Below are 22498 nucleotides of genomic sequence, written 5' to 3'. Positions count from 1 at the left end.
TATTATGATGAATAACTAAAATTTAAAGATGTGAAATCTATATGCTAGATATTATACTATAAATTCGATTTTTTTCATATGTTAATACTAATAAAAAAATTGAGTTTGATTTTTTATGGCATGTTCATGTTATTTTATACATATATATATTTTAGACAAGTTGGAGGGATGTATATATGAACATGAAGAAGAAAAAAATTTTTAAAATTTCTCTTATAAGTACACTACTGCTTATTAGTTTATGGATTCTAAAAGACTTTAATTTATCATGGGTAGAAGTTAATCCAGATTATGCTAAAGTGACTATTAACTTCTTATTTCCAATGAATAAAGACAAGTTACCCGAATCTATCAGCCTCTCACATCAGCTTCCCTATGCTTCACAGTTTGATTATTCCATTGAGTGGTTAACAGATAGTGTCGTATGTATTAAGCTTCAAGAACAAAATCTTATAAAAGGGCAAAAAGTACAACTCATTATTAAAGAAGCTCCAAGTAAGTTTTCTTTTATTGCTAGAAATGCAAGCATTAACATTCAGTTTTCAAGTGATATTGCTGTTCTAGAGCCAACCAAGGAACTATTAGTAGCAAGTGAAAGTTCATTTAAGGTTAAATTTAATACACCTATGAATAAAAATAAACTATATAAATTTTTACAATGTGATGCAGCATTTTACATAGAGCCTGAATCAATTTTTAATAGTGCAGGTAAAAAACTAGAAGATACATCTGTTTTTAAGTTCACACCCAAAACCCCTCTTATAAATGGACAAAAATATATCCTATCTTTTAGAAAAGGTATGCCTTCCCAGTCAGGCGCACTTCTTAAACAAGATACATCTGTAATACTTATAGCAGATATTAAGCCTATCATCGCACTTACTTATCCAGAAAATAATAGTAAATGGATTGGATTATACCCGAGGATGAAGATTGAAACAGATTCTCCTACTGTCGCTGGTTATCTTACACTAGGTAATGAAACAATAAAAGGAAAAAATTTAGATCCTTATCACATTGAATTTTTGCTCAATAAAGTTTTGGACCCGGATACAACGTACCAAGCGAGTTTCCAAGTCAAAGCCAAAAGCGGAGAATTAAGTGCTCCTAAGGCAATCCAGTTTACTACTGTGAGAATTGATACTGATAGATTGTGGATTGAAGTATTAGCGCAAACTAAACCAAAGATTAATATCTATAAAGGTAACAAGGTCATAAAACGCATGATATGCTCTACAGGTGATAATACACAGACACTTCCTCTTGGAACTTATTATACGCGCGATAAAGGCGAAGCTTTTATTGATCCTAAAAATCGAGAAGGGGCTAATTTTTGGGTTAAGATTAATGATACATGCCTATTTCAAGGATTAATAAGAAATGAATACTGGCAAGTTAAGGACCTATTTGCAAAGCAGCTCGGAAAGCAAATAAAACGTAGTAATATTATACTTAAAGATGAAGATGCAAGGTGGCTCTATGATAATACTCCAGTAGACACGATGATTATTATTCATCAATAAGTCTATAATTTCTACTTTTTGCAGTTTAAAAATATTTTTCCTGCAAGACTAACCAAATAGGTTAAATAAAATATTCTACTTTTTTAGCATATAAACTCAATATTATATTGAAATTTTAATGTTATATGATAAAATACCATTAACGGACATTTATTGCCGTATTATAAAAATTTGCAGGAGGAGTATCTATGAGTTTTCGCACGGAGTATATGCAAGATCTTATGAGTAGAGTAGAAAAAAACCATCCAGCACAACCAGAATTCCATCAAGCAGTAAAAGAAGTCTTATTATGTATGGAACCTGTTGCTGAAAAAAATCCCCAATATGTTCAAGCTGGGATCTTTGAAAGAATTGTAGAACCAGAGCGTGCTATTGTATTTCGCGTATCATGGGTAGATGATAACGGAAATGTACAAGTTAATCGCGGTTTCAGAATTCAATTCAATAGTGCAATCGGACCTTATAAAGGCGGGCTTAGATTTCATCCATCAGTTAACTTAGGTGTTATTAAATTTTTGGGATTTGAACAAATTTTTAAAAATTCCTTAACTGGACTTCCAATGGGTGGTGGAAAAGGCGGTAGCGACTTTGATCCTAAAGGTAAGTCAGATGGAGAAGTTATGAGATTTTGTCAAAGTTTTATGACAGAACTTGCTAAACATATTGGACCAAATACAGATGTACCAGCCGGAGACATCGGTGTAGGCGCTAGAGAAATAGGCTATATGTACGGTCAGTATAAACGACTACAAAATGAATTCACAGGCGTACTTACTGGAAAAGGTTTGAATTATGGCGGCTCTTTAGTAAGAACACAAGCTACTGGTTATGGTTGCTGCTATTTTACGCAGGAAATGTTAGCAACTAGAGGCGATTCATTTAAGGATAAAGAAGTAGTTATCTCAGGTTCAGGAAACGTAGCTATCTACGCTGCTGAAAAATCTTATGAACTAGGTGCAAAAGTTGTGGCAATGAGTGATTCAAATGGCTATATTTATGATCCAAACGGAATAGATCTAGACGCTGTTAAACAACTTAAGGAAGTTGAAAGAAAGAGAATTAAAGAATACCTCACTGACCATCCACAGGCTACTTATGAAGAAGGCTGTCATAATATTTGGAACGTTAAATGCCAGATCGCACTACCATGTGCAACTCAAAATGAATTAAATAAAGAAGCAGCTGAAACTTTAGTTAAAAATGGTGTTATTGCAGTAGCAGAAGGCGCAAACATGCCATCAACTCCTGAAGCAGTTGATATTTTCTTAGAAAATAAAGTTTTATTTGGACCAGGTAAAGCTGCAAATGCTGGTGGCGTTGCAACATCTGGCCTTGAAATGTCACAAAACAGCCTTCGCTATAGCTGGTCATTTGAGGAAGTTGATGAAAAACTTAAACTCATTATGAAAAATATTCATAGCAGTGCAAGAGAAGCAGCTACTACGTATGGAGACGCTGATAACTATGTTTTAGGTGCAAACATCGCTGGTTTCTTAAAAGTTGCAGATGCAATGTATATGCAAGGAATAGCTTATTAATTATTTTTTTATACCCACTCATTTATGAGTGGGTATAAATTTAGACCTATTACGGATTAAATATTGTATAATGATCCTATATAGTATACTATTTACTTATATAGTCATTATAGATTTCACTCTTTAAATTTCAGTTGTTCATAACAATATGTGATGTGAAATCATTATGAGAAACAATGGTATAGTGATGAATAACTCAAGTCTATATTTTGCTTCTCTATAATTATATACAATATTATGTGTGGCGGGGGGATGTACATGCAGAAGTTAACTCTTCCATTATTTGAGTGTTTACCTGGCATGATTGTAGCAGAATCTATTAGAAATATGAATAACGGTGTTGTTTATGTTTCAGAACATCAAGAATTAACTGTAGATATTATTGAAAATTTAAGAAATTTTAATTGTATGGAAGTGTCGATATATGTCAATTCATGGGATACTGTTTGGAAAATTCCAAAAGAAACTTTTGAGTCCTATGAGGGTTGTACAGATACAGTTAAACCGCTTCTTCAACAAATTGCATCAGGACAAAATGTAGATATTGAATCTTTTAAATCAATCAAAGAAGATATCCTCAGTACTTTTAAGGATAATTTTAAAATTGTAGGTTGTATTAACTCATTTAAATTCGCAGATAAATATACGTATACACATAGTATCAATGTTGCTTTACTTAGTATGCTTATAGGTAAATGGATGAAATATGGTGATAATATGATAGAGTCTTTGTTGCTTGCAGGCTTATTACACGATATTGGTAAAATGAAAATAGATGCTGCTATACTCAATAAACCTGAAAAATTATCTGAGAGCGAGTTCGAAGAGATTAAAAAACATCCACGTTATGCCTACGAACTCCTACAGTATCGCCATGACATTAGTATAGACGTTAAAGTTGGCATACTCATGCATCATGAAAGAATTGATGGTTCAGGCTATCCTTATGCTGTCTATAACGAAAATATTAATGACATTGCTAAAATATTAGCAGTTGCGGATGTTTATGATGCAATGATGTCTGAAAGACCTTATAAAAAGAAGCACTCACCTTTTGATGTAATGCAGCTTATGCAAGAAGGGGCATTTGGAAAGCTTGATACTAAAATACTGCTTACTTTCTTAACAAATGTTGCCAATTATTATGTTGGCGTATATGTATTATTAAGTACAGGTGAAATTGGACAGGTTGTAGCTATTAACCCGACGTGTGTATATCGACCAATTATTAAGGTAAAAGATAAGTATATTGATTTATTTACGGAAAAGGCAATTGATATTATAGAGGTGACATAATATAACTAAAGCTATCACAATAGGAGGATTGTAGTGTACAAAATATTAAAAAAAGAAAAACTAAATAACAGTGTTGAAAAAATGGTTGTTTTTGCGCCTTATGTGGCAAAAAAGTGTCAGCCAGGTCAATTTGTTATTGTATGTGCAGAGGAAGGAGACGAAAGAATTCCCCTAACAATACAGGATTTTGACAGACAAACACAAACTGTTTCTATTATATATCAAGTTGTTGGCTATTCAACCCAAAAGATTGCCTCTAAAGTCGAAGGAGAAAGCCTAGCACATTTCGCCGGCCCTCTTGGTTTGCCGGCTCATTTAGAAGGGAAAAAGAGAGTATTAGGCATAGGAGGAGGCGTAGGTGCTGCGCCTTTGTATCCTCAAATCAAACAACTTTATGCACAAGGAACTGCCTGTGATGTCATTTTAGGAGGGCGTTCTGGCGAATTTGTCATTTTACATGATGAATTCAAGTCTATTTCAAATGTATATGTTGCAACAAATGATGGTTCTTTAGGCGTATCGGGCTTTGTAACCGATGTGCTTAAAGATCTTATCGCTCAAGGGAATATATATGACGAAATTATTGCAATTGGACCATTAATTATGATGAAAGCTGTTGTAGAAATCACTAAGCCGCTTTCTATTCCTACAATGGTATCTTTAAACCCTGTTATGATTGACGGCACAGGCATGTGTGGCGGATGCAGAGTTACTATTGGTGGTGAAACCAAGTTCGCCTGTGTAGATGGCCCGGATTTTGATGGTTTTAAAGTTGATTTTGATGAGTGTATGAGAAGACAAAATATGTATAAATCTCACGAAAGCCATGTTTGTAATATTGGACTTGGAGGTGGTAAGGATGCCTAACATGTCTTTAAATAAAGTTAAAATGCCAGAACAAGACCCCCATATTAGAAATAAAAATTTTACTGAAGTTGCCCTGGGCTACACAATAGAACAAGCTAAAGAAGAAGCCAGTCGTTGTTTAAATTGCAAACAGCGTTTCTGTGTCGAAGGCTGTCCTGTTAATGTGCCTATTCCCGAGTTTATACAAGCTATTTTGGAGGACGACTTAAAAAAAGCTTATGAGATTATTACAGCTGAAAATTCTTTGCCTGCTGTGTGTGGCAGAGTATGTCCTCAAGAAAACCAATGTGAAGGTAAATGTATACGTGCCAAAAAAGGTGAATCTGTGGGTATTGGCAGATTAGAACGGTTTGTTGCAGACTATATGATTGCAAAAGACACGGCACCTTCTGATGTTATTCAAAAAAATAATAGAAAAGTAGCAGTAGTGGGTGCTGGCCCAGCGGGACTTACTTGTGCAGGTGAGCTTGCCAAAAAAGGATATTCTGTTACCTTATTTGAGGCGCTTCATGAGGTAGGGGGCGTGCTTATGTATGGCATACCCGAATTTAGACTGCCTAAAGAGCTTGTTGCTAAAGAAATTGATAAAATAGTACAGATGGGCGTAAAGATTGAAAAAAATGTTATAGTAGGAAAATCTATCACAATAGATGAGCTTATGGCAGAAGGATTTGAAGCCACCTTTGTAGGAAGTGGTGCAGGACTGCCTAATTTCATGAATATTCCAGGTGAAAATCTTAACGGTGTTTATTCAGCTAACGAATTTTTAACTAGATCTAATTTAATGAGAGCTTATGATTACCCCAATTCACCAACGCCTATCTATGTAGGGCAAAAGGTAGCTGTTATCGGTGGTGGAAATGTAGCGATGGATGCTGCAAGAACAGCTAAACGTCTTGGAGCAGAAGAAGTATATATTATCTATAGAAGAAGCGAAGAAGAGCTGCCTGCACGTCTAGAAGAGATTCATCATGCAAAAGAAGAAGGTATTATCTTTAAACTTTTATGTAATCCTATTGCCATATATGGTGATTCAGGATGGGCAGAAAAATTAGAATGTGTAGAAATGGTGCTTGGTGAACCAGATGCATCGGGCAGAAGAAAACCTATTGTTAAACAAGGCAGCAATCACTTTATACCTATTAATACAGTCATTATTGCTATTGGTCAAAGTCCAAATCCACTTATTCGTACAACAACACCTGGGGTTGATGTAACTAAATGGGGGGGGATCGTTGTATGTGAAGATACAATGGCTACTACAAAAGAGAATGTTTATGCTGGTGGGGATGTTGTAACAGGTGCGGCTACAGTAATATTGGCTATGGGTGCCGGAAAGAAAGCCGCTCAGGCTATTCATCAGAAGTTAACAGGCGGCAATTAGTAATAAGTATTTTTTGCGTATAAAATACTAAAAAAAGACAATACTATACTCGATAACATTTTATTTAGACAAAGGAGTATAGTACATTATGAAAAAAGCTTTAGTCTTATTTGCAATTATGATGATGAGTGTAGCATTTGTAGGATGCGCAGAAAACGCTACACTTAGAACACCAACAGCTCCACAAACTGGAACTGGCGTTGGCGGTGGTACTGGTACAATGGACGGCGTTGGCGGTACTGGCGTTGGCGGTACTGGCGCTGCTGGTACTGGAATGGGTACTGGAACTGGCGCTGCTGGTACTGGTACTGGTGGTATCGGTACAAGATAATGCAATTTACTTTATCTTAATGCATTAAAATAAAAAGCAAGAGCATGCTCTTGCTTTTTATTTTTTTACTAAATAGACGGTAATTTTAATACGACATTCATCTCTATGCACATAACGCTCGACATCCATGACCGTTTTAAACCCTTTGTAGTCCCATCCAGAAATACTTTTATTATCTGTACTTTGTTGGCATATAATGGCTTCCTTAAGGTGATTAAATTGTGTATCTAGCTTATCAAAAGGATAGTTTTTAATATTTGTAACTAGGTTAATGATTTGCTGAAGCTGAGGAATATCCTTATAGTTAAATTCAAATCCATTTTTATAAAATATACACTGTGTTTTATAAATTAATCCCTTTTGATTAATAAAAGAATTATAATAAATACTTTCATTAAGATTAAGCTTATGATAAGGTAATTTATATCTTAACTGATTACGTTCAGAATTTAGATCGCTTATCGGTATACAAGAAAGTTCTTTATAAATATTTTGTATAGCAAGCACAGTATCTTTATTAGATTCTTTTTTACCTTGAGTTGCATCATCAATAAAATGAAGGCTTAAGTCCAATTTTCCACCTTGCAATGGGAAAACCAGTAAACTGACTTTCCATTCTCCTAAATCTAATACACTTGAATAGTGATAGGGAACATCTTGCATACTTTGTTTAACCTCTTTCAAAAACTCTTCATTTCTTTCTAAATAATTATTAACAAACCACTTCAGACCTAACAGTTTATTAAAATCAATTTTTTCATAAGTTGTATCCATAATATCAATAGTAAAATCGCAGATTTGAAGTGTATTATCAGTCAAAATCTTATACATTACTTTACCTGAATGATCATATCCTTCATACATCCTATTATTTTTTGTATTCTGAGTTATAATAATATCATGGTCAGCCAAATAAATAACCAATGCATTTATATCATTTTGACTTCCCCAAATGATGCCTGTGGCAGCTAATAAAACAAGACTCATGCATAACCACCTATTTAGAATTTTTTTAGTGTTCACTTGAATTCCCCCTAAATATAGACTTATATTTAGTATGTCATGCTGATTCTAATTAAAGTGAGTGAATAAATGGTATCTCTTTAAAATCATGTAATTCCAATAGTTTTTTAAGGTACTTAATATTTGTCAGTTCTTCTAATCTAATATTTTTATACAAGCTTATAAAAACATGTTATAATAAGTTCAAATCATTTATGAAAGGATTTGAAAAGTGAACGTACTTTTACTTGCACTTAATGCAAAATATATTCATTCATCATTAGCCTTAAGATCTATTAAAAGCTACTGCAAAGAATATGCTGCTCATATTAATCTATTAGAAACAACTATTAACAACCATGAAAATGAAATAATTAAAGAAATCTATAATGCCTCTCCAGATATTATTGGTGTATCATGCTATATCTGGAATATGTCTTTAATAAAAACACTCCTGCCTACTCTAAAAAAAATATTACCAGAGAGCACTATTATACTTGGAGGACCCGAAGTATCTTATGATGCAGAAGAATTATTATTATCTTTGGATGCAGATATTATTATGGAAGGGGAAGGGGAGATTACTTGGAAGGAATACTTAGACTATCGTTTTAAGGCAATTAGCACTATAGATAATATAAAAGGTTTGATTTATAAAAGTCATGGCATCGTTAAACGCACATCCGAAAGACCGCCGCTTAATCTGGCCGATCTGCCATTTGTATATAGCAATTTTGAAGACACCCAACATAAAATAATTTACTATGAAGCCTCTAGAGGATGCCCTTTTAATTGTCAGTACTGTCTTTCTTCTGTTAACAGCGGGGTAAGGTTTGTACCGCTAGATAGTGTAAAGAAGCATTTACAGCATTTTTATGATCATCGCGTTAAACAAGTTAAATTTATAGATAGGACGTTTAATGCAAATAAATCCTATGCTATGGCCATATGGGACTACTTAATTACACATGATAATCAATATACTAATTTTCATTTTGAAATTGCGGCTGAACTTTTGGATGATGAAATGCTGGCATTACTCAAGCATGCAAGAGCAGGGCTTATACAGTTTGAAATTGGTGTACAATCTACCAATCCACAAGTGTTAGATATTTTACAACGTAAAATGTCTTTTGATAAAATAAGTCAAGTGATACAAAAGGTTAAATATTTGGGGAACATTCATCAGCACTTAGATTTAATAGCAGGCCTTCCTTTAGAAACTTATGATTCGTTTAAGCGGTCATTTAATGATGTAATAGCGCTAAGGCCAGAACAGTTTCAACTGGGTTTTCTTAAAGTTCTAAGAGGCTCTGGACTTAGAAGAAATGCTTCCCAGTATGGTTTAGTTTATAAAACTGAACCCCCTTACGAGATACTTTATACATCAGCTATAACCTATGCGGAAATAGTGCGTCTGCATAGTATAGAGGAGCTGCTTGAGAGATACTATAACAGTGGAAGATTTGAAACCATTTTAACTTATTTATTTACATGTTTCTCATCACCCTTTGATTTTTTTGAAAAACTTTCGATATATTGGGAAGAAAAAGGATATGATCTTATGCTGCATAATAAAATATCCTATTATTTAAAGCTTATTGAATTTATTAAAAACTATCCGTCTATTAACCATGAATTAAGTAAAGAATTTATTAGATTTGATTACTTAAAACATGAGGCGCTGAAAGAAGTACCAATTGAGCTTCAAACGTTTGATTATATGGCTTTTAAAAAGAGAGATAATGAGCTGTTAAAAAATGATATTTACATGCAAGGAGTTGCACCTCATCTTGCTCAGTTGTCTTCTAGAGCACGTTACAGAGCAGCGCAGATTGAACGCTTTAAATACGATGTCTATACGGCTTTTGTTAAACATAATAGTCATGAAGCAGTTCTTTTATCTGAACCTTGTATATTATTATTTGATTATTCACACAAATTTACACGTTGTACTTTATTAAGTGAGGAGTTATAACTCATGAAACAAGACAGTCAAATTTCAGAGATATTGAAAATACTTGATACGCATTATCCTAAAAATATTGTATGTTACCTTGATCACGAAACACCTTTTCAGCTTTTGATCGCAACTATATTAAGTGCCCAATGCACAGATGATCGTGTAAATCTAGTCACACCACAATTATTTAAAAAATATCAAACTGTTGAGGCATTTGCAACTGCTTCCTTAGAAGAACTTGAGCAAAATATAAAGAGCACAGGGTTTTATAAAAACAAAGCAAAAAATATTATTGCCTGTGCCACCAAAATATTAAATGATTTTGGTGGAGAAGTACCTAAAGAGCTAGATGATCTTACAAGTCTGGCTGGGGTAGGAAGAAAAACCGCAAATGTAATACGCGGCAATATCTATCATATTCCAAGTATAGTAGTGGATACCCATGTTAAACGCATCAGTATACGCCTTGGGTTAACCCTTTATACAGATCCTACACAAATAGAGATGGATTTAATGAAAATTCTGCCCAAAGAACATTGGATTAGGTACAATACACAGATTATTGCACATGGTCGAGCAATTTGCACAGCTAGAAGCCCCAAATGCAGCCTATGCATGTTTTTACATGTATGTCCTTTTGGTCTTAAAGCCTGTTTAGAAATACTTCCAAATGAAGTACAGATAGCACTCGCTAAAGGACATATGTATTAATAGAAATAGCAGCTAGATTAATCTAGCTGCTATTTCTATACTGATTTTTTAAATCCTTTTTCTTTTTTTTGATTCTTTTTCTCTATATATTCTTCAATAACATCTGAATAATAATTACATGCATTTAAGCCAAATACTTCTGCCGACAGAGGCTTTACAGAATGTACCGCATTATGGCCAAGTATTTGCTGTTTTTTAGGATCAGTAATAAGTTCTTCTAAAATCATAGCTAATTCTTCTTCTGTCTGAAATAATTTACCATTATAATCATCTCTTATAAGTCCGGCTATGCTTTCGTCTTCTTTTGCGACGACTGGAAGAGAAGCGGCCATAGCTTCAGCAAAAGTTAATCCTTGTGTTTCAGTAACAGATGCACTTACAAAAATATCACCTACTTGATAAATTCTGCCTATCGTACTCCACGGCTGCATGCCTGTAAATATAATGGCATCACGTATATTCAAGTGAGCAGATAATTCTTCAAGTTCCAGCCTAGATGGCCCATCGCCTACAATAACGAGTTTAGCCTCAGGAACTTTTAAAATAAGATGCGACATTGCACGAATCACTACATCTATACTTTTTTCTTTGGCAACACGCCCCACAAATAAAATGACAGGATCATTTAGAGGAATATTAAAAATTTGTTTTAAAGCATCGACTTCTTCACGGGAATAATGAGATTTTTCAAGAGGAGAAAAATCTATACCTGTTGGAATAACGCGTATCTGTGTTTTAACCCCATAACTTTTTAACAGCTTCTCAGTTTTTTTAGTAGGCGCAATTACGCCGTCGACACCATTACAAAAAGACTTACTATATTTTCTAGCAATTTTAGGAGAAAACTCGATACCCTTAGAAATATAATGCATATACTCCTCATACATTGTATGATATGTATGTACTATGGGTATAGATAGTTTTTTAGAAACAAGTTTTGCAAATATCCCTAAGGAAAACTCTGTCTGAGAGAGAATAATATCAAGTCGCAGTCTTTTGATTTTACGCACGAGACGGTTAGAATATAAAATGCCAACCCGATGGTCCTTTAAGAAAATAAAAGGTAAACTTGCTATTCTATAAACGAAGTTTGAATTTTCCTCCGCTTGCGGATGACTTATTGTAAAAACATAGACATTATGTCCTTGTTTTCTAAGTTCTTTTTCTAGTGTAAGAATAGAACTTACAACACCATTTACCTGGGGCGAATATGTATCAGTAAAAATACCAATATTCATAATATATCATCTCTCTTTCATCAATCAATATCTCGTTTTATCTGTTCGATTTTTTCAAGAACTTTAGTTAAGTAATGGGAACCATTCATATTTCGATGAGCAGTTTGAGCAAGATTGTCTAATAAATGACTCTCACCTAGTTTAAAATAAACATCTGATAAGATAAGATAGCACTTTGATAGATCGCATTGGTAATCAAGTGCCAATTCCAGGGTTTTTTTAGCCTCAGGAAGAAAAGCTTTTTCATATAATATACTACCATATTTTACTAAAATGTCCATAAAAGTTAAATAACTTTTTTCATATTGGACCAAATCTTCAAACTGAGCCATACCGTAAGCTTGTTTAAGTTCAAGATTTGTATAGCCTTTAAGATTGGTGAGCTTAAGATGCTCATAACGTCTAAGCTGCTCATAAAGCCGTCTGCATTCTGGTTCTTCATTCAGTGGAAGCTCCTGTAAAGAGATTTTTATAAAGAGGGATTCAGGAATATCTTTTTTTCTAGCAAAAAGTGCCTTTTGTTCCTGTGTAAAATAGGTTCTGATATTTTTATTTTGTCTTTGAGTATCTCTTTCTAATTTTATTTTAAAAGTTATAAATAATGTTACTACGCCTAATACCGAAAAAATCAGAGGAAGCATTCTTTCTAATTGAAACATACTCATTTCCTTTCTAAACTCATTATTTTAATTATAATATAAATTGAATTTAATTTAAAGGCTAAGTTATGGTATAATGAATAACATAAAGTTTATAATAAGTGAGTTGAAGATAATATGCCTTTAGATTTAAATGAAAGTCAGAAACGAGCCGTTACTTGTTCTTTAAAACCTACTCTTGTTATTGCAGGACCAGGATCTGGGAAAACCCATGTTATTATTAATAGAATCCATTATATGATACGGCATTTGGCGTGTCATCCTTCTCATATTTTAGTCGTGACATTTAGTAAACTCGCAGCCAGGGAGATGCAGGAGCGTTTTACTACGCTTTATCAGGAGAATACAAGCGTAACCTTTGGCACACTGCATAGCATATTTTATAGAATTCTTAGAAATGCTAATCCTTCTAAATATGCGCTTGAAAACTTACTAAGTGAAAGTGAAAAGAAAATCATTTTACAAAAGCTATTTATGCAGTTAGAAACTGATGAATATGAAGATTTTATTGAAGAGTTTCTTAAACACCTTGCTTTAATGAAAAATCAGTTAATTAGTCCAAAATATTATTATCCTGATGGTCTATCAAAAGAAATGTTCCTTAAGCTTTTGAATCACTATGAATTATATAAGGAAGCCCATCAAAAATTTGATTTTGATGATATGTTAGTAGATTGCTATCATTTATTATGTCATCAACCTAACCTTTTAAACTTACTTTGCAAGCGGTATCGTTATATACTTATTGATGAATTTCAAGATATTAATCTTGTACAATTTGAAATTATTAAACTTCTTGCAGGAGACCAAAAAAATATTTTTGTTGTGGGTGATGATGATCAAAGTATATATAAATTCAGAGGTGCTAAACCAGAGTTTTTGCTTGACTTTAAGAATCATTTTCCTAACACACAGCAATATTTTTTAGAGATAAATTATAGATCTACAAAAAATATATTAAATTATAGTATAGCGTTAATCACATCTAATCAAAATAGATATAGTAAACAATTAACTACACCAAACGAACTAGGCATACCGCCTCAACTAATTCCATGTAAAGATGCGAAGGATCAGGCTGATCTTATACTTAAAGAAATAATTCGTTTGAAAAATGAGGGGCAAAGATTAAGTGATATGACGATTATTTATAGAACAAATATAGAAGCACGACCTATTGTAGAAATGCTTTTAAAATCACTTATTCCTTTTTGTTTAAGAGACGGTATGATAAGTTTATATGATCAATGGATTACTAAAGATATCCTAGGGTATCTTTATCTTGCTCAAAACACCAATAACACAGATCTAGCGGTTAAACTTATTAATAAACCTAAACGCTATATCAGTAAAGCTGTTATTGAACAAGCACGACATTCAGGAGGTAATTTCTTCTTTAATCTATTAGAAATAGATGCATTAACAGCATGGCAAAAAAACTATATTCAGCAACTTTTATTAGATTTACAGTATTTAAAAGAAAAATCTCTTTCAGACGCTATAATGTATATTCGCAAAAACATTGGCTATGATCAATATATCTTAGATTATGCGGCATATCGCAAACTTCCCCCTGATACATTATTTGACGTCTTAGATGAGCTAACAGAAGCCTCTATAGGTTTTAAGGAAGCATCAGCTTGGGAAGACTCTTTAGCAGATGTTGCGAAGCAAGTCAAAGAACAGGCTTCTGACAGATCTATTGTAAAAGATGCTGTTACGCTGACTACAATGCACGGCTCAAAAGGACTGGAGTTTGATTATGTGTTTATTATCAATGTTATAGAAGGGAATATTCCCCATCATAAAAGTCATAGTGAGTCAGAAATTGAAGAGGAGAGAAGATTATTATATGTTGCAATAACCCGTGCTAAAAAAAATCTATACTTATATACCCCTTCTGAAAAATATGCCAAACCTGTTAGTCCTTCGACCTTTATTGAGCAAATAGCAACTAACAGGTTATTAACACATATTATGCATAATAAGTTTATTATGCATAATAAATTTGGACAGGGTGAAATATTAAAAGTAATAGACGGTAATATTCTAGAGGTACAATTTGGACCCTATCATATACGAAAAATAGATGGTAATTACTGTATTAATAATGGTATAATACATTGGGAGGAATAGTTTATGAAACCAAATAAAAAGAGAAAATTAAGTCTTTACAAGTGGATAAATAAAAATAAAAAATTAATTGTAAGTACAGTTAGTCTATTAGTTGTAGTCAGTCTGTTATTCGGAGTATTTGCACAACTGTTATATATCTATACAACTTATTGATTTATGTATATAATGCAGCTCATTCTACCATACAATTAACGATGAAATGGAACACTTAATTATTACTATTTTGACGACTAGGAGGAGTTGATATGAGTATCAATCGTACTTTCAAATGGACTATGCTTATTGTTATTGTAATCATTAGTGGCCTTTCGATCGGTGCCATTACTTACATATACACAAAAGTTTCTGAGTTTGATAAAGTATTTGCTGAGCGCGTATTAATTAATGAAACAAATATAAGTGGACTTACTCGGATGGAAGCCTATCAAAAAATACAAGATAGCTTAAATAAACAAACTGAAAACAAAAATTTAGTTATATATAAAGGAGATATTTCTTATAAAATCCCTTTTAGCAATTTAGGCTCTGAATATAATATGGAAGAAGTATTAGACCAAGCGTATGCAGTTGGCCATCAAGGGAACTTGTTTGAAAAATACCGCTATATGAAAAATCCACCTCAAAAAGATACTGTATTTGATCTAAAACATATTTATGATAAAGAGAAAATTCATCAGACAGTAGAAGCTTATAGTTCTAAATTTCATATAGCACCTATAGACGCTACCATTGAGAGAAAAGACAGGCAATTTATTGTTACACCCGAGTTAGAAGGACAAGAATTAGATTTAGTTGCTACAGTAGAGAAAATATTTACCGTACTGGATTCTGAACCTGAAGCCGATATTAAGATTGAGGCTGAAGTCAATAAAATCCCTGCAAAGTATACAAGTGAGTCTTTTAAAGACATCCAAAGTATCGTTGCAAGTTTCACCACCTCTTTTAATAACGCTGATGCAAACCGTAATACTAATCTAGCTGTTGCAGCCCATAAGATTAATACTATGTTATTGCCAGGAGAAGTTTTTTCACTTGCAAAACAACTAGAGCCTATTAATTATAATTCAGGATATAGGGCTTCTAAGGTAATTGTTAATGGTAGATTAGAAGATGGGATAGGTGGGGGTATATGTCAAATTGCATCAACTCTCTACAATTCCTTACTGCTTACTAACCTTGATATTACAATGAGGCAGAATCATTCCCTCCCAGTAGCTTATGTGCCCCTGGGGCGTGATGCAACTTATGCCACAAATGCCATAGATTTTAAATTTAAAAATACTACGGACTATCCATTGTTTATAGAAAGTTATTGTGAAAATAATAAAGTCTATGTGAATTTATTTGCTCATCCTTCTGTTAAATCTGAATATGAAATTAAATTTGATTCAGTTACCACAGAAGTAATTAACCCGCCAGCTCCAAAGTATATTGAAGATCCGGAGTTAGCGCAAGGGACAAAAGTTGAGGAATTAAAAGCCTTATCCGGCAAAAAAGTTAAACTTTATAAATTATATTATAAAGAGAATACACTTGTAAAAAAGGAACTTGTTAATAATAGTTATTATAGACCGCGTGGTGCAACAATTAGGGTGGGCACAAGAATTGACACACCAGTGTTTAATCCGGATAACCCCGAGCTGCCTCATACTAATGAGTCAAGTGAAAATCAGCCGCTTACACCGATAGAACCGCCTTCACAAGATCCTATTATTAATGACTCGACCCTTCTTAATCTCTTTGAAGAGATTATACACTAAAAAAGCTTGAGCTGCAGCTCAAGCTTTTTTAGTGTCATATTTTAATTTTGTGGAATAAAGAAATTATCCTGATCATCCGGCCCAGGTGTTGGAGAAGGATCTACAACGGGTGGTGGCGTAGGCTCTGTGTTTGGTGGAGGGGTTGGATCAGTTGGCGGTGTATTAGGGTCACTTGGATTATTTGGTGGTATTGTTGGCCATGGCCAGTCATCACCAGGTGTTTCTTGTGGCCCATGAAGGTCACATACGCCACTCGCAATACCACTGATATTACCACTGGAATCACGGGTTACTGTCTTTTTGAGGATACTTTCTATTGGACAAAATTCTGATGCAATCTTATTCGATATTGTACAAATATCAACCTGCACATGTATATCACATACTTCTTTAGGAGCAGTTTGACTGTTAAAAAATTCTGTTTTAACAACATGATCTGGATCTGCCCTACATAAGTCAGTTGCTAATTTTCCGGATAAAGTACAAATCTGTATTTCTGAAACACCACTATTAGATGTACTCACTTTAGGGAAAGCTTTATAAGGCAGCCCTTCATGGATTTCATTCATAATTTTGCCCCATATATCTAAATGATAGCTTCCAGTAGATCCATATCTAAGTTTTTTAGGCGTATCGTGCCCAGTCCATATCGTTGCTGCATAATAGGGTGTATATCCTGAAAACAGTAAGTCTTTATCATCCGATGTTGTTCCAGTTTTTCCAGCTATCGGCATACTTTTAAATGTACTTCTAAGTTTTCCGCCAGTTCCAGCTGTAATAACTTCCTGCATCATGTCTGTTAACATATGTGCTGTAGATTCTTTGATAACAGGATGAGACTTTAGCAGAGTAGCCTCAGCAGAATTATCAAGCAATATATTGCCATCTTTATCTAACACTTTTGTATAAAGAATAGACTTAATATAAATACCATCGTTAGCTACTGCGCCATAAGCCGCATTAAGTTCTAAAGAGGTTACCCCTTGAGTAAGACCACCTAAAGGTAAGGAATATACTTTATCAGTAGGGGAGAGTGTTGTAAAGCCAAAATTCAATAAATAATCATACGCTGTATCAAGTCCTACAAGTTGGAGTGTTTTTACAGCCAATACATTCATAGAGTTATAAATAGCTCTTCTAACAGAAGTAGGCCCTTCAAATTTTCCATTCCAGTTCTTAGGAGACCAAGTTGCACCCGTGTCCAATTTAAGTGTCAACTGTTCATCTATTAAAACAGACCCTGGTGAAAGTTTACCTGTGTCTATTGCTGGGGCATAGGCTGCGAGTATTTTAAATGTTGATCCAGGTTGTCTTTTAGCTTGTGTTGCATGGTTAAAACCTCTGTCTTGTTTATCTCCACGACCTCCTGCTAAAGCTTTAACTTGACCGGTACGATAATCTGTAACGACAAAAGCAGTTTGAGGCTGAGGCATCTTAAGAAGAGTTTCTTTTTCAATTTTATCTCGAGCAGTAATACCCCAATCTGCAAGTTTGGCTTGTTTAAAGCTCTCAATATCTGCCTCACTTTTTACAATACCGTCTCCGCCTAACTTAACGACATTACCATCTGCTTTTTTGACATTAACACTATAGCTTAATTTAAGTTCATAAGCTTCTTTAGGATATAATGATTCATCATCAACATATTTATCTACAACTTCTTGTATATGCGGATCAAGTGTTGTATAGATCTGAAGACCTCCGCCGTAAATAAGATTGTTAGCTTTAGTAGATGTCATGCCCTTTTGAGATTGAAGATCATTAATAACTTCCTGCATCACAGCATCTACAAAATAACTACGGCTAGATTTTTCAACAAATTCTTGATGTACCTTTTGAATATTTAGATAAGGATCATCTTTTAAAGCTTGCTGCATCTGTGCTTCAGTTATATAACCTTGATCAGCCATCTTAGTTAAAGCTATTTGAACTTTTTCTTTATTATTTTCAGGGTTTAAAATAGGGCTAAACCGGGTAGGCGCTTGAGTAATAACAGCTATTACAACACTTTCGGCTAACGTTAAGTCATTCACATCTTTATTAAAATAGCGATTAGATGCTGCCTGTACACCATTTACCCCATGACCTAAAGCAATCGTGTTTAAGTAATATTCTAGTATCAGATCCTTACTGTAAAGCTTTTCAAATTCTATAGCAAGATACTGCTCTTGAATTTTTCTGGTGAATTTTTTTTCTGAAGTTAAAATATTATTTTTGATAAGCTGCTGCGTAATTGTACTGGCACCCTCGCTAAGTCCGCCGCTTTTTAAATTAGTAAAAATGGCTCTGAAAATACCTCTGATGTCTATCCCATTATGCTCATAAAATCGCTCATCTTCGAGTGCAACAAAAGCTTGCTGCAAATACGCAGGGATATTATCTAATGTTACATAAATTCTGTTCTCTGCTCCTGAAAAACTATCTATTTGTTTACCATTAGCGTCAAATACAAACGATGTATAGTTAGTCGTTGGCTTAAGATCAAGCTGTGATACATCAGGGGTACTTTTAATAATGCCTATAAAAATACCTAAGCCCCCACCTACTACAGCAAATAAACTGATAATGCATGCCATAAATACTAATCTAAAGATAACTATTTTACTTTTCTTTCGTATTTTCTTATTAGTATCATTATTTTGTTTCTCTGATTTAACTCTGGATTCTTTTGAGTAATTCATATGCTCCATCCTCCTCAATAACGTATTATATCAAATATATTGACTATGAGCAAAGTATAATTTAAATAGTAGCAGCCTATCCATAGATTTCACATCTTTAAATTTTAGGTATTCATAGCAATATGTGATGTGAACTCATTCTGAGAATCAACATTATAGTAATGAATAACTGGTGCTTATATGTTGTTTTTCTATATTATATATCAAATGAAATCAGAAATATATAATAAACCCATTTAATTATAGCATTTGTACAAGGTAGTATGAATATAATTTGTACAAAGCACTGTTTAGGAGGCTACTATGCCTGAAATAATCTATAAGAACAAAAACGCTTATAAACATAGACGACCCCATCATTCTCCCAACAAGATACAGGGGGTTATTTCTATTATTATTATTATTGCCATAATTTTGGGAACTTATATCCAGTTAGATAGACAAATTATTCCCACTGTTCTTGCTATGGCTAAAATTCAAGCAAACTCTGTAGCAACGAAAGCTATCAATCAGGGTATTACCCAATCTCTTATAACGAATCAAACCACAATGCAGGATTTAATGAGCTATGATTATAACGATTCAGGTGAACTTGTATCATGGAATGTTAACTCCATTATGATCAACAACTTATGTGCAAGTATTGTAGATAATACCATGGATGAGCTGCAAACTATTGGAGTAGTTAAGTTCAAAATCCCTCTTGGTAACCTTACTGGCAGCAGACTTTTTGCAAATATAGGACCTGAAATAAGCGTTGATGTACTTCCTATTGGAACAGTACGTGTTAATTATGATAATAGTATCCGCTCAACAGGTATCAATCAAGTTAATCATACTGTATGGCTGGATGTTGAAGCAACTGTACAAGTTGTCGTACCGTTATTTTCAGATCAAGTAATTGTTAAAAGACGTGTAGTTCTTATTGATAAAGTTATCTCTGGAGATGTTCCTCCAAATTACGTTAATATTCCAGAGAAAGATATTCTTGAGGTGATTCCTTCTGACTCATATCCTGCGAATTAATGTTTAATGGTATACTTGGCGGCCTTTTTACTGCTTATCTAAAAACTATTGGATATTTTATAAAAAAATGTGCTATAACTATATATAAGCAGTCGCTTTATATTTTAAAAGGTTGGTGATATGATGATTATAACCATTGCGCCGTTTCCTTCGGTAGAGTACATATATGATGTAGATTTTTTAGAACCTAATTGTGCTATTAACTCAAAAGAAGTTTCTCTAAATATTCTTTCCAAAGGCATTCACAGTGCTCAAATCATTAAACTGCTTCAAGATGAGCCTATTCTGCTTAGTATGTTAGGTGGATTTGCCGGAAAATATATCAAGCATTATCTAGATAAATCCCGTATTAAAACAGATATTATCTGGACAGATACTGAGACCCCTCATAAAATGAGAATATTACTTGGAGATACAAATACTTATTATTTACTTAAACGGGATGAGACCTATCCTTTTGATAAAGAAATTATTAAACTTAGTCAGAAGTTAAAAGCACATATAAAAAAAGTATCCACTTTATTATTAAGCGGTTATATCCCACCTGGCACTACGCCTACGCTCTTTAGAGAGTGGATAAAAGAAGCAAAATTGCATAATATTAAAACGATAGTGTGTACTGGTCAAAAGGATGTTTTAATCCATGCATTAGAAGAGACCCCTTATGCACTTATGTTTACTGAGGAACAATTAAATCAGCTCGAAATAGCTACTGACTCTAAAGAAGCAATTATTAAAGCACTTATTCCTTATTTAAAGCAAGGGGTACATTATATAGCTGTTTATCTCAAAGAGCAGGGGGCTCTCATGCTCTCTAAAAATAAATTTTGCCTTATTGAACCGCCCATGTCTCTTAATAAAATAATAAGTAATTCTGCTTCAAGTGGCGCATTTCTTGGCACTTTTGCTTTAGGTATCAACCGTAAATATGAGCAGGAGAAATTCTCTAAAATGTGCTTAGCCGCTGCTCTAGCGGCTAACTGTGATGTCAATAAACCTATATGCTCAAGAAAAGATATAGAGTTACTCTCAAAAAAAGTTAAAATCAAAGAAATTAGCACATCTTTGTTTTAAGAAAGGACTAATATGGATCAGATTGAAAAAAAACAAGAACGCTTAATACTCGTTTCGGCTCAAAAAAAACAATATGATGAAAGAGATGCATGGGAAAGTTTAGATGAACTTGAAGAATTAGTAGAGACTGCCGGTGGTATTGTTATCACTAAAATTCTTCAAAGAGTTGACCATATCAATTCAGCTTTTTACGTTGGAACGGGCAAGGCTGAAGAAATTAAGGAAATCGCTCTTTCAAATGAAGCAACGGGATTAGTATTTGATGATGAATTATCTCCTGTTCAGATGCGCAACTTATCTGAGCTAATGACACTAAAAGTATTAGACAGAACAATGATTATTCTGGATATCTTTGCTGGAAGAGCCCTATCTAAAGAGGGGAAAATTCAAGTTGAAATGGCTCAGCTTAAATACCAGTATTCTCGTCTTACGGGTTTTGGAGAAATGCTCTCTAGACAGGGTGGAGGCATAGGCAGTAAGGGCCCAGGCGAAAAAAAATTAGAGTTAGATAAACGACACATTAAAACACGTATGGAAATCCTAAAAGCAGAGCTTCTAGAAGTGGAAAAACATAGGCATCTTATCCGTTCCCGCAGAGATAAAACAAATACTCCTATTGTCGCTATAGTAGGCTATACCAATGCCGGGAAGTCGACGCTGCTTAATGCGCTCAGCGGAAGCGATGTCTATGTAAAAAACCAACTTTTTGCGACCCTTGATCCAACCACCCGTGCAGTAGTACTGCCAAGCGGCTCAGAAATTCTGCTCACTGATACGGTTGGTTTTATACGTAAGCTCCCTCATCACCTTGTTAAAGCTTTTTACTCTACCTTAGAAGAAGCAAAGTATGCGGATATTATATTACATGTAATGGATATAAGTTCTCCGCATATTATGACACATCAGAAAGTAGTTTATGAAACACTAGAAAAACTTGCTATTAAAGATATTCCTATTATCGCTGTTTATAATAAGATAGATCAGGCAGGCGAGACGTATCCAAAAGATGAAACTGCTGATTACGAACTGGAGATCTCAGCTAAACACCACATTCATTGCGATCAGCTGCTTACCTTGCTCGAAGAAATTATCTATGAAAACATGATGCCGTTTCATATAGGTATTCCTTATGATAGACAGGACATTGTAACATTCTGTCATAATTACGGTGAACGCATACAGGAAGCGTATTGTAACGAAGAAATAGAACTGAAAGGTTATCTGCCTAAAGAAAGATATTATAAAATTACGCCCTATAAAAAATAGCATAATATGGCGAAAATCCTTCAAAGTGCACATTAGTCCAAAA

The 22498-nt window shown here is 34.0% G+C and carries 17 protein-coding genes; 13 read left to right on the top strand and 4 right to left on the bottom strand.

All coding sequences use genetic code 11. The features are described from left to right. Positions 1-176 precede the first annotated feature (176 nt). The 6 genes from BN3326_RS03420 (at position 177) to BN3326_RS21870 (ending at position 6939) form a co-directional block, all read left to right on the top strand. On the top strand, positions 177-1523 hold the full coding sequence (locus tag BN3326_RS03420; RefSeq protein WP_069997699.1) for a L,D-transpeptidase: 1347 nt from the start codon (positions 177-179) through the stop codon (positions 1521-1523). A gap of 188 nt (positions 1524-1711) precedes the next feature. Continuing rightward, a complete protein-coding gene (gene gdhA / locus BN3326_RS03415) occupies positions 1712-3061 on the top strand; it encodes an NADP-specific glutamate dehydrogenase (protein ID WP_069997698.1) in 1350 nt (449 codons plus the stop codon). A gap of 258 nt (positions 3062-3319) precedes the next feature. Then, complete coding sequence (locus BN3326_RS03410) at positions 3320-4357, top strand: HD-GYP domain-containing protein (protein WP_069997697.1); 1038 nt, start codon at positions 3320-3322, stop codon at positions 4355-4357. A gap of 33 nt (positions 4358-4390) precedes the next feature. Beyond that, a complete protein-coding gene (locus BN3326_RS03405) occupies positions 4391-5224 on the top strand; it encodes a sulfide/dihydroorotate dehydrogenase-like FAD/NAD-binding protein (RefSeq protein ID WP_069997696.1) in 834 nt (277 codons plus the stop codon). Next, positions 5217-6608: an NADPH-dependent glutamate synthase gene (gltA, locus tag BN3326_RS03400; RefSeq protein ID WP_069997695.1), complete on the top strand. Its 1392-nt coding sequence runs from the start codon at positions 5217-5219 to the stop codon at positions 6606-6608. The genes BN3326_RS03405 and gltA overlap by 8 nt, the downstream gene beginning before the upstream one ends. 88 nt (positions 6609-6696) lie before the next feature. After that, the gene (locus tag BN3326_RS21870) at positions 6697-6939 is read left to right on the top strand and encodes a hypothetical protein (RefSeq protein WP_069997694.1); all 243 of its coding nucleotides are present in this window, start codon (positions 6697-6699) and stop codon (positions 6937-6939) included. Between the two features lie 57 nt (positions 6940-6996). Here the strand turns inward: BN3326_RS21870 and BN3326_RS03390 are convergent, their stop codons facing one another. Then, on the bottom strand, positions 6997-7962 hold the full coding sequence (locus tag BN3326_RS03390; RefSeq protein WP_141722833.1) for a hypothetical protein: 966 nt from the start codon (positions 7960-7962) through the stop codon (positions 6997-6999). A 211-nt stretch (positions 7963-8173) separates the two neighbouring features. Between BN3326_RS03390 and BN3326_RS03385 the strand changes: the two genes are divergently transcribed. Together BN3326_RS03385 and nth are read left to right on the top strand one after the other, a co-directional pair. Continuing rightward, complete coding sequence (locus BN3326_RS03385; RefSeq protein ID WP_069997692.1) at positions 8174-9919, top strand: B12-binding domain-containing radical SAM protein; 1746 nt, start codon at positions 8174-8176, stop codon at positions 9917-9919. A 3-nt stretch (positions 9920-9922) separates the two neighbouring features. Then, a complete protein-coding gene (gene nth / locus BN3326_RS03380) occupies positions 9923-10615 on the top strand; it encodes an endonuclease III (RefSeq protein ID WP_069997691.1) in 693 nt (230 codons plus the stop codon). Between the two features lie 35 nt (positions 10616-10650). Here the strand turns inward: nth and BN3326_RS03375 are convergent, their stop codons facing one another. Continuing rightward, on the bottom strand, positions 10651-11853 hold the full coding sequence (locus BN3326_RS03375) for a glycosyltransferase family 4 protein (RefSeq protein ID WP_069997690.1): 1203 nt from the start codon (positions 11851-11853) through the stop codon (positions 10651-10653). Between the two features lie 20 nt (positions 11854-11873). After that, positions 11874-12512, bottom strand: coding sequence for a hypothetical protein (locus BN3326_RS03370; RefSeq protein ID WP_069997689.1), 639 nt, complete (start codon positions 12510-12512; stop codon positions 11874-11876). A gap of 117 nt (positions 12513-12629) precedes the next feature. Between BN3326_RS03370 and BN3326_RS03365 the strand changes: the two genes are divergently transcribed. Further along, a complete protein-coding gene (locus BN3326_RS03365) occupies positions 12630-14648 on the top strand; it encodes an ATP-dependent helicase (protein ID WP_069997688.1) in 2019 nt (672 codons plus the stop codon). A gap of 245 nt (positions 14649-14893) precedes the next feature. Then, positions 14894-16408 carry a VanW family protein gene (locus tag BN3326_RS03360; RefSeq protein WP_069997687.1) on the top strand — a complete coding sequence of 505 codons (1515 nt, stop codon included), beginning with the start codon at positions 14894-14896 and terminating at the stop codon, positions 16406-16408. A 41-nt stretch (positions 16409-16449) separates the two neighbouring features. On the opposite strand, the gene BN3326_RS03355 is transcribed toward BN3326_RS03360, so the two are convergent. Continuing rightward, entirely contained in the window at positions 16450-19089 is a 2640-nt protein-coding gene (locus tag BN3326_RS03355) for a transglycosylase domain-containing protein (RefSeq protein WP_069997686.1), read from the bottom strand. 303 nt (positions 19090-19392) lie between these two features. Here BN3326_RS03355 and yunB point away from each other — a divergent pair, with 303 nt between their 5' ends. The 3 genes from yunB to hflX all read left to right on the top strand — a co-directional run bounded on the left by yunB (position 19393) and on the right by hflX (position 22455). Further along, positions 19393-20115 (top strand): sporulation protein YunB, encoded by a 723-nt coding sequence (yunB, locus tag BN3326_RS03350; RefSeq protein WP_069997685.1) that lies wholly within the window; start codon positions 19393-19395, stop codon positions 20113-20115. A gap of 120 nt (positions 20116-20235) precedes the next feature. Then, positions 20236-21189, top strand: coding sequence for a PfkB family carbohydrate kinase (locus BN3326_RS03345; protein WP_069997684.1), 954 nt, complete (start codon positions 20236-20238; stop codon positions 21187-21189). Positions 21190-21201: 12 nt separating this feature from the next. Beyond that, positions 21202-22455 carry a GTPase HflX gene (gene hflX / locus BN3326_RS03340; RefSeq protein ID WP_069997683.1) on the top strand — a complete coding sequence of 418 codons (1254 nt, stop codon included), beginning with the start codon at positions 21202-21204 and terminating at the stop codon, positions 22453-22455. Positions 22456-22498 lie beyond the last annotated feature (43 nt).

Source organism: Cellulosilyticum sp. I15G10I2 (assembly GCF_900095725.1).
In the GTDB taxonomy this organism is placed as follows: Bacteria; Bacillota; Clostridia; order Lachnospirales; family Cellulosilyticaceae; genus FMMP01.
Note: the sequence above shows the minus strand (reverse complement) of the source record. Positions and strands in the feature narration are given on the sequence as shown.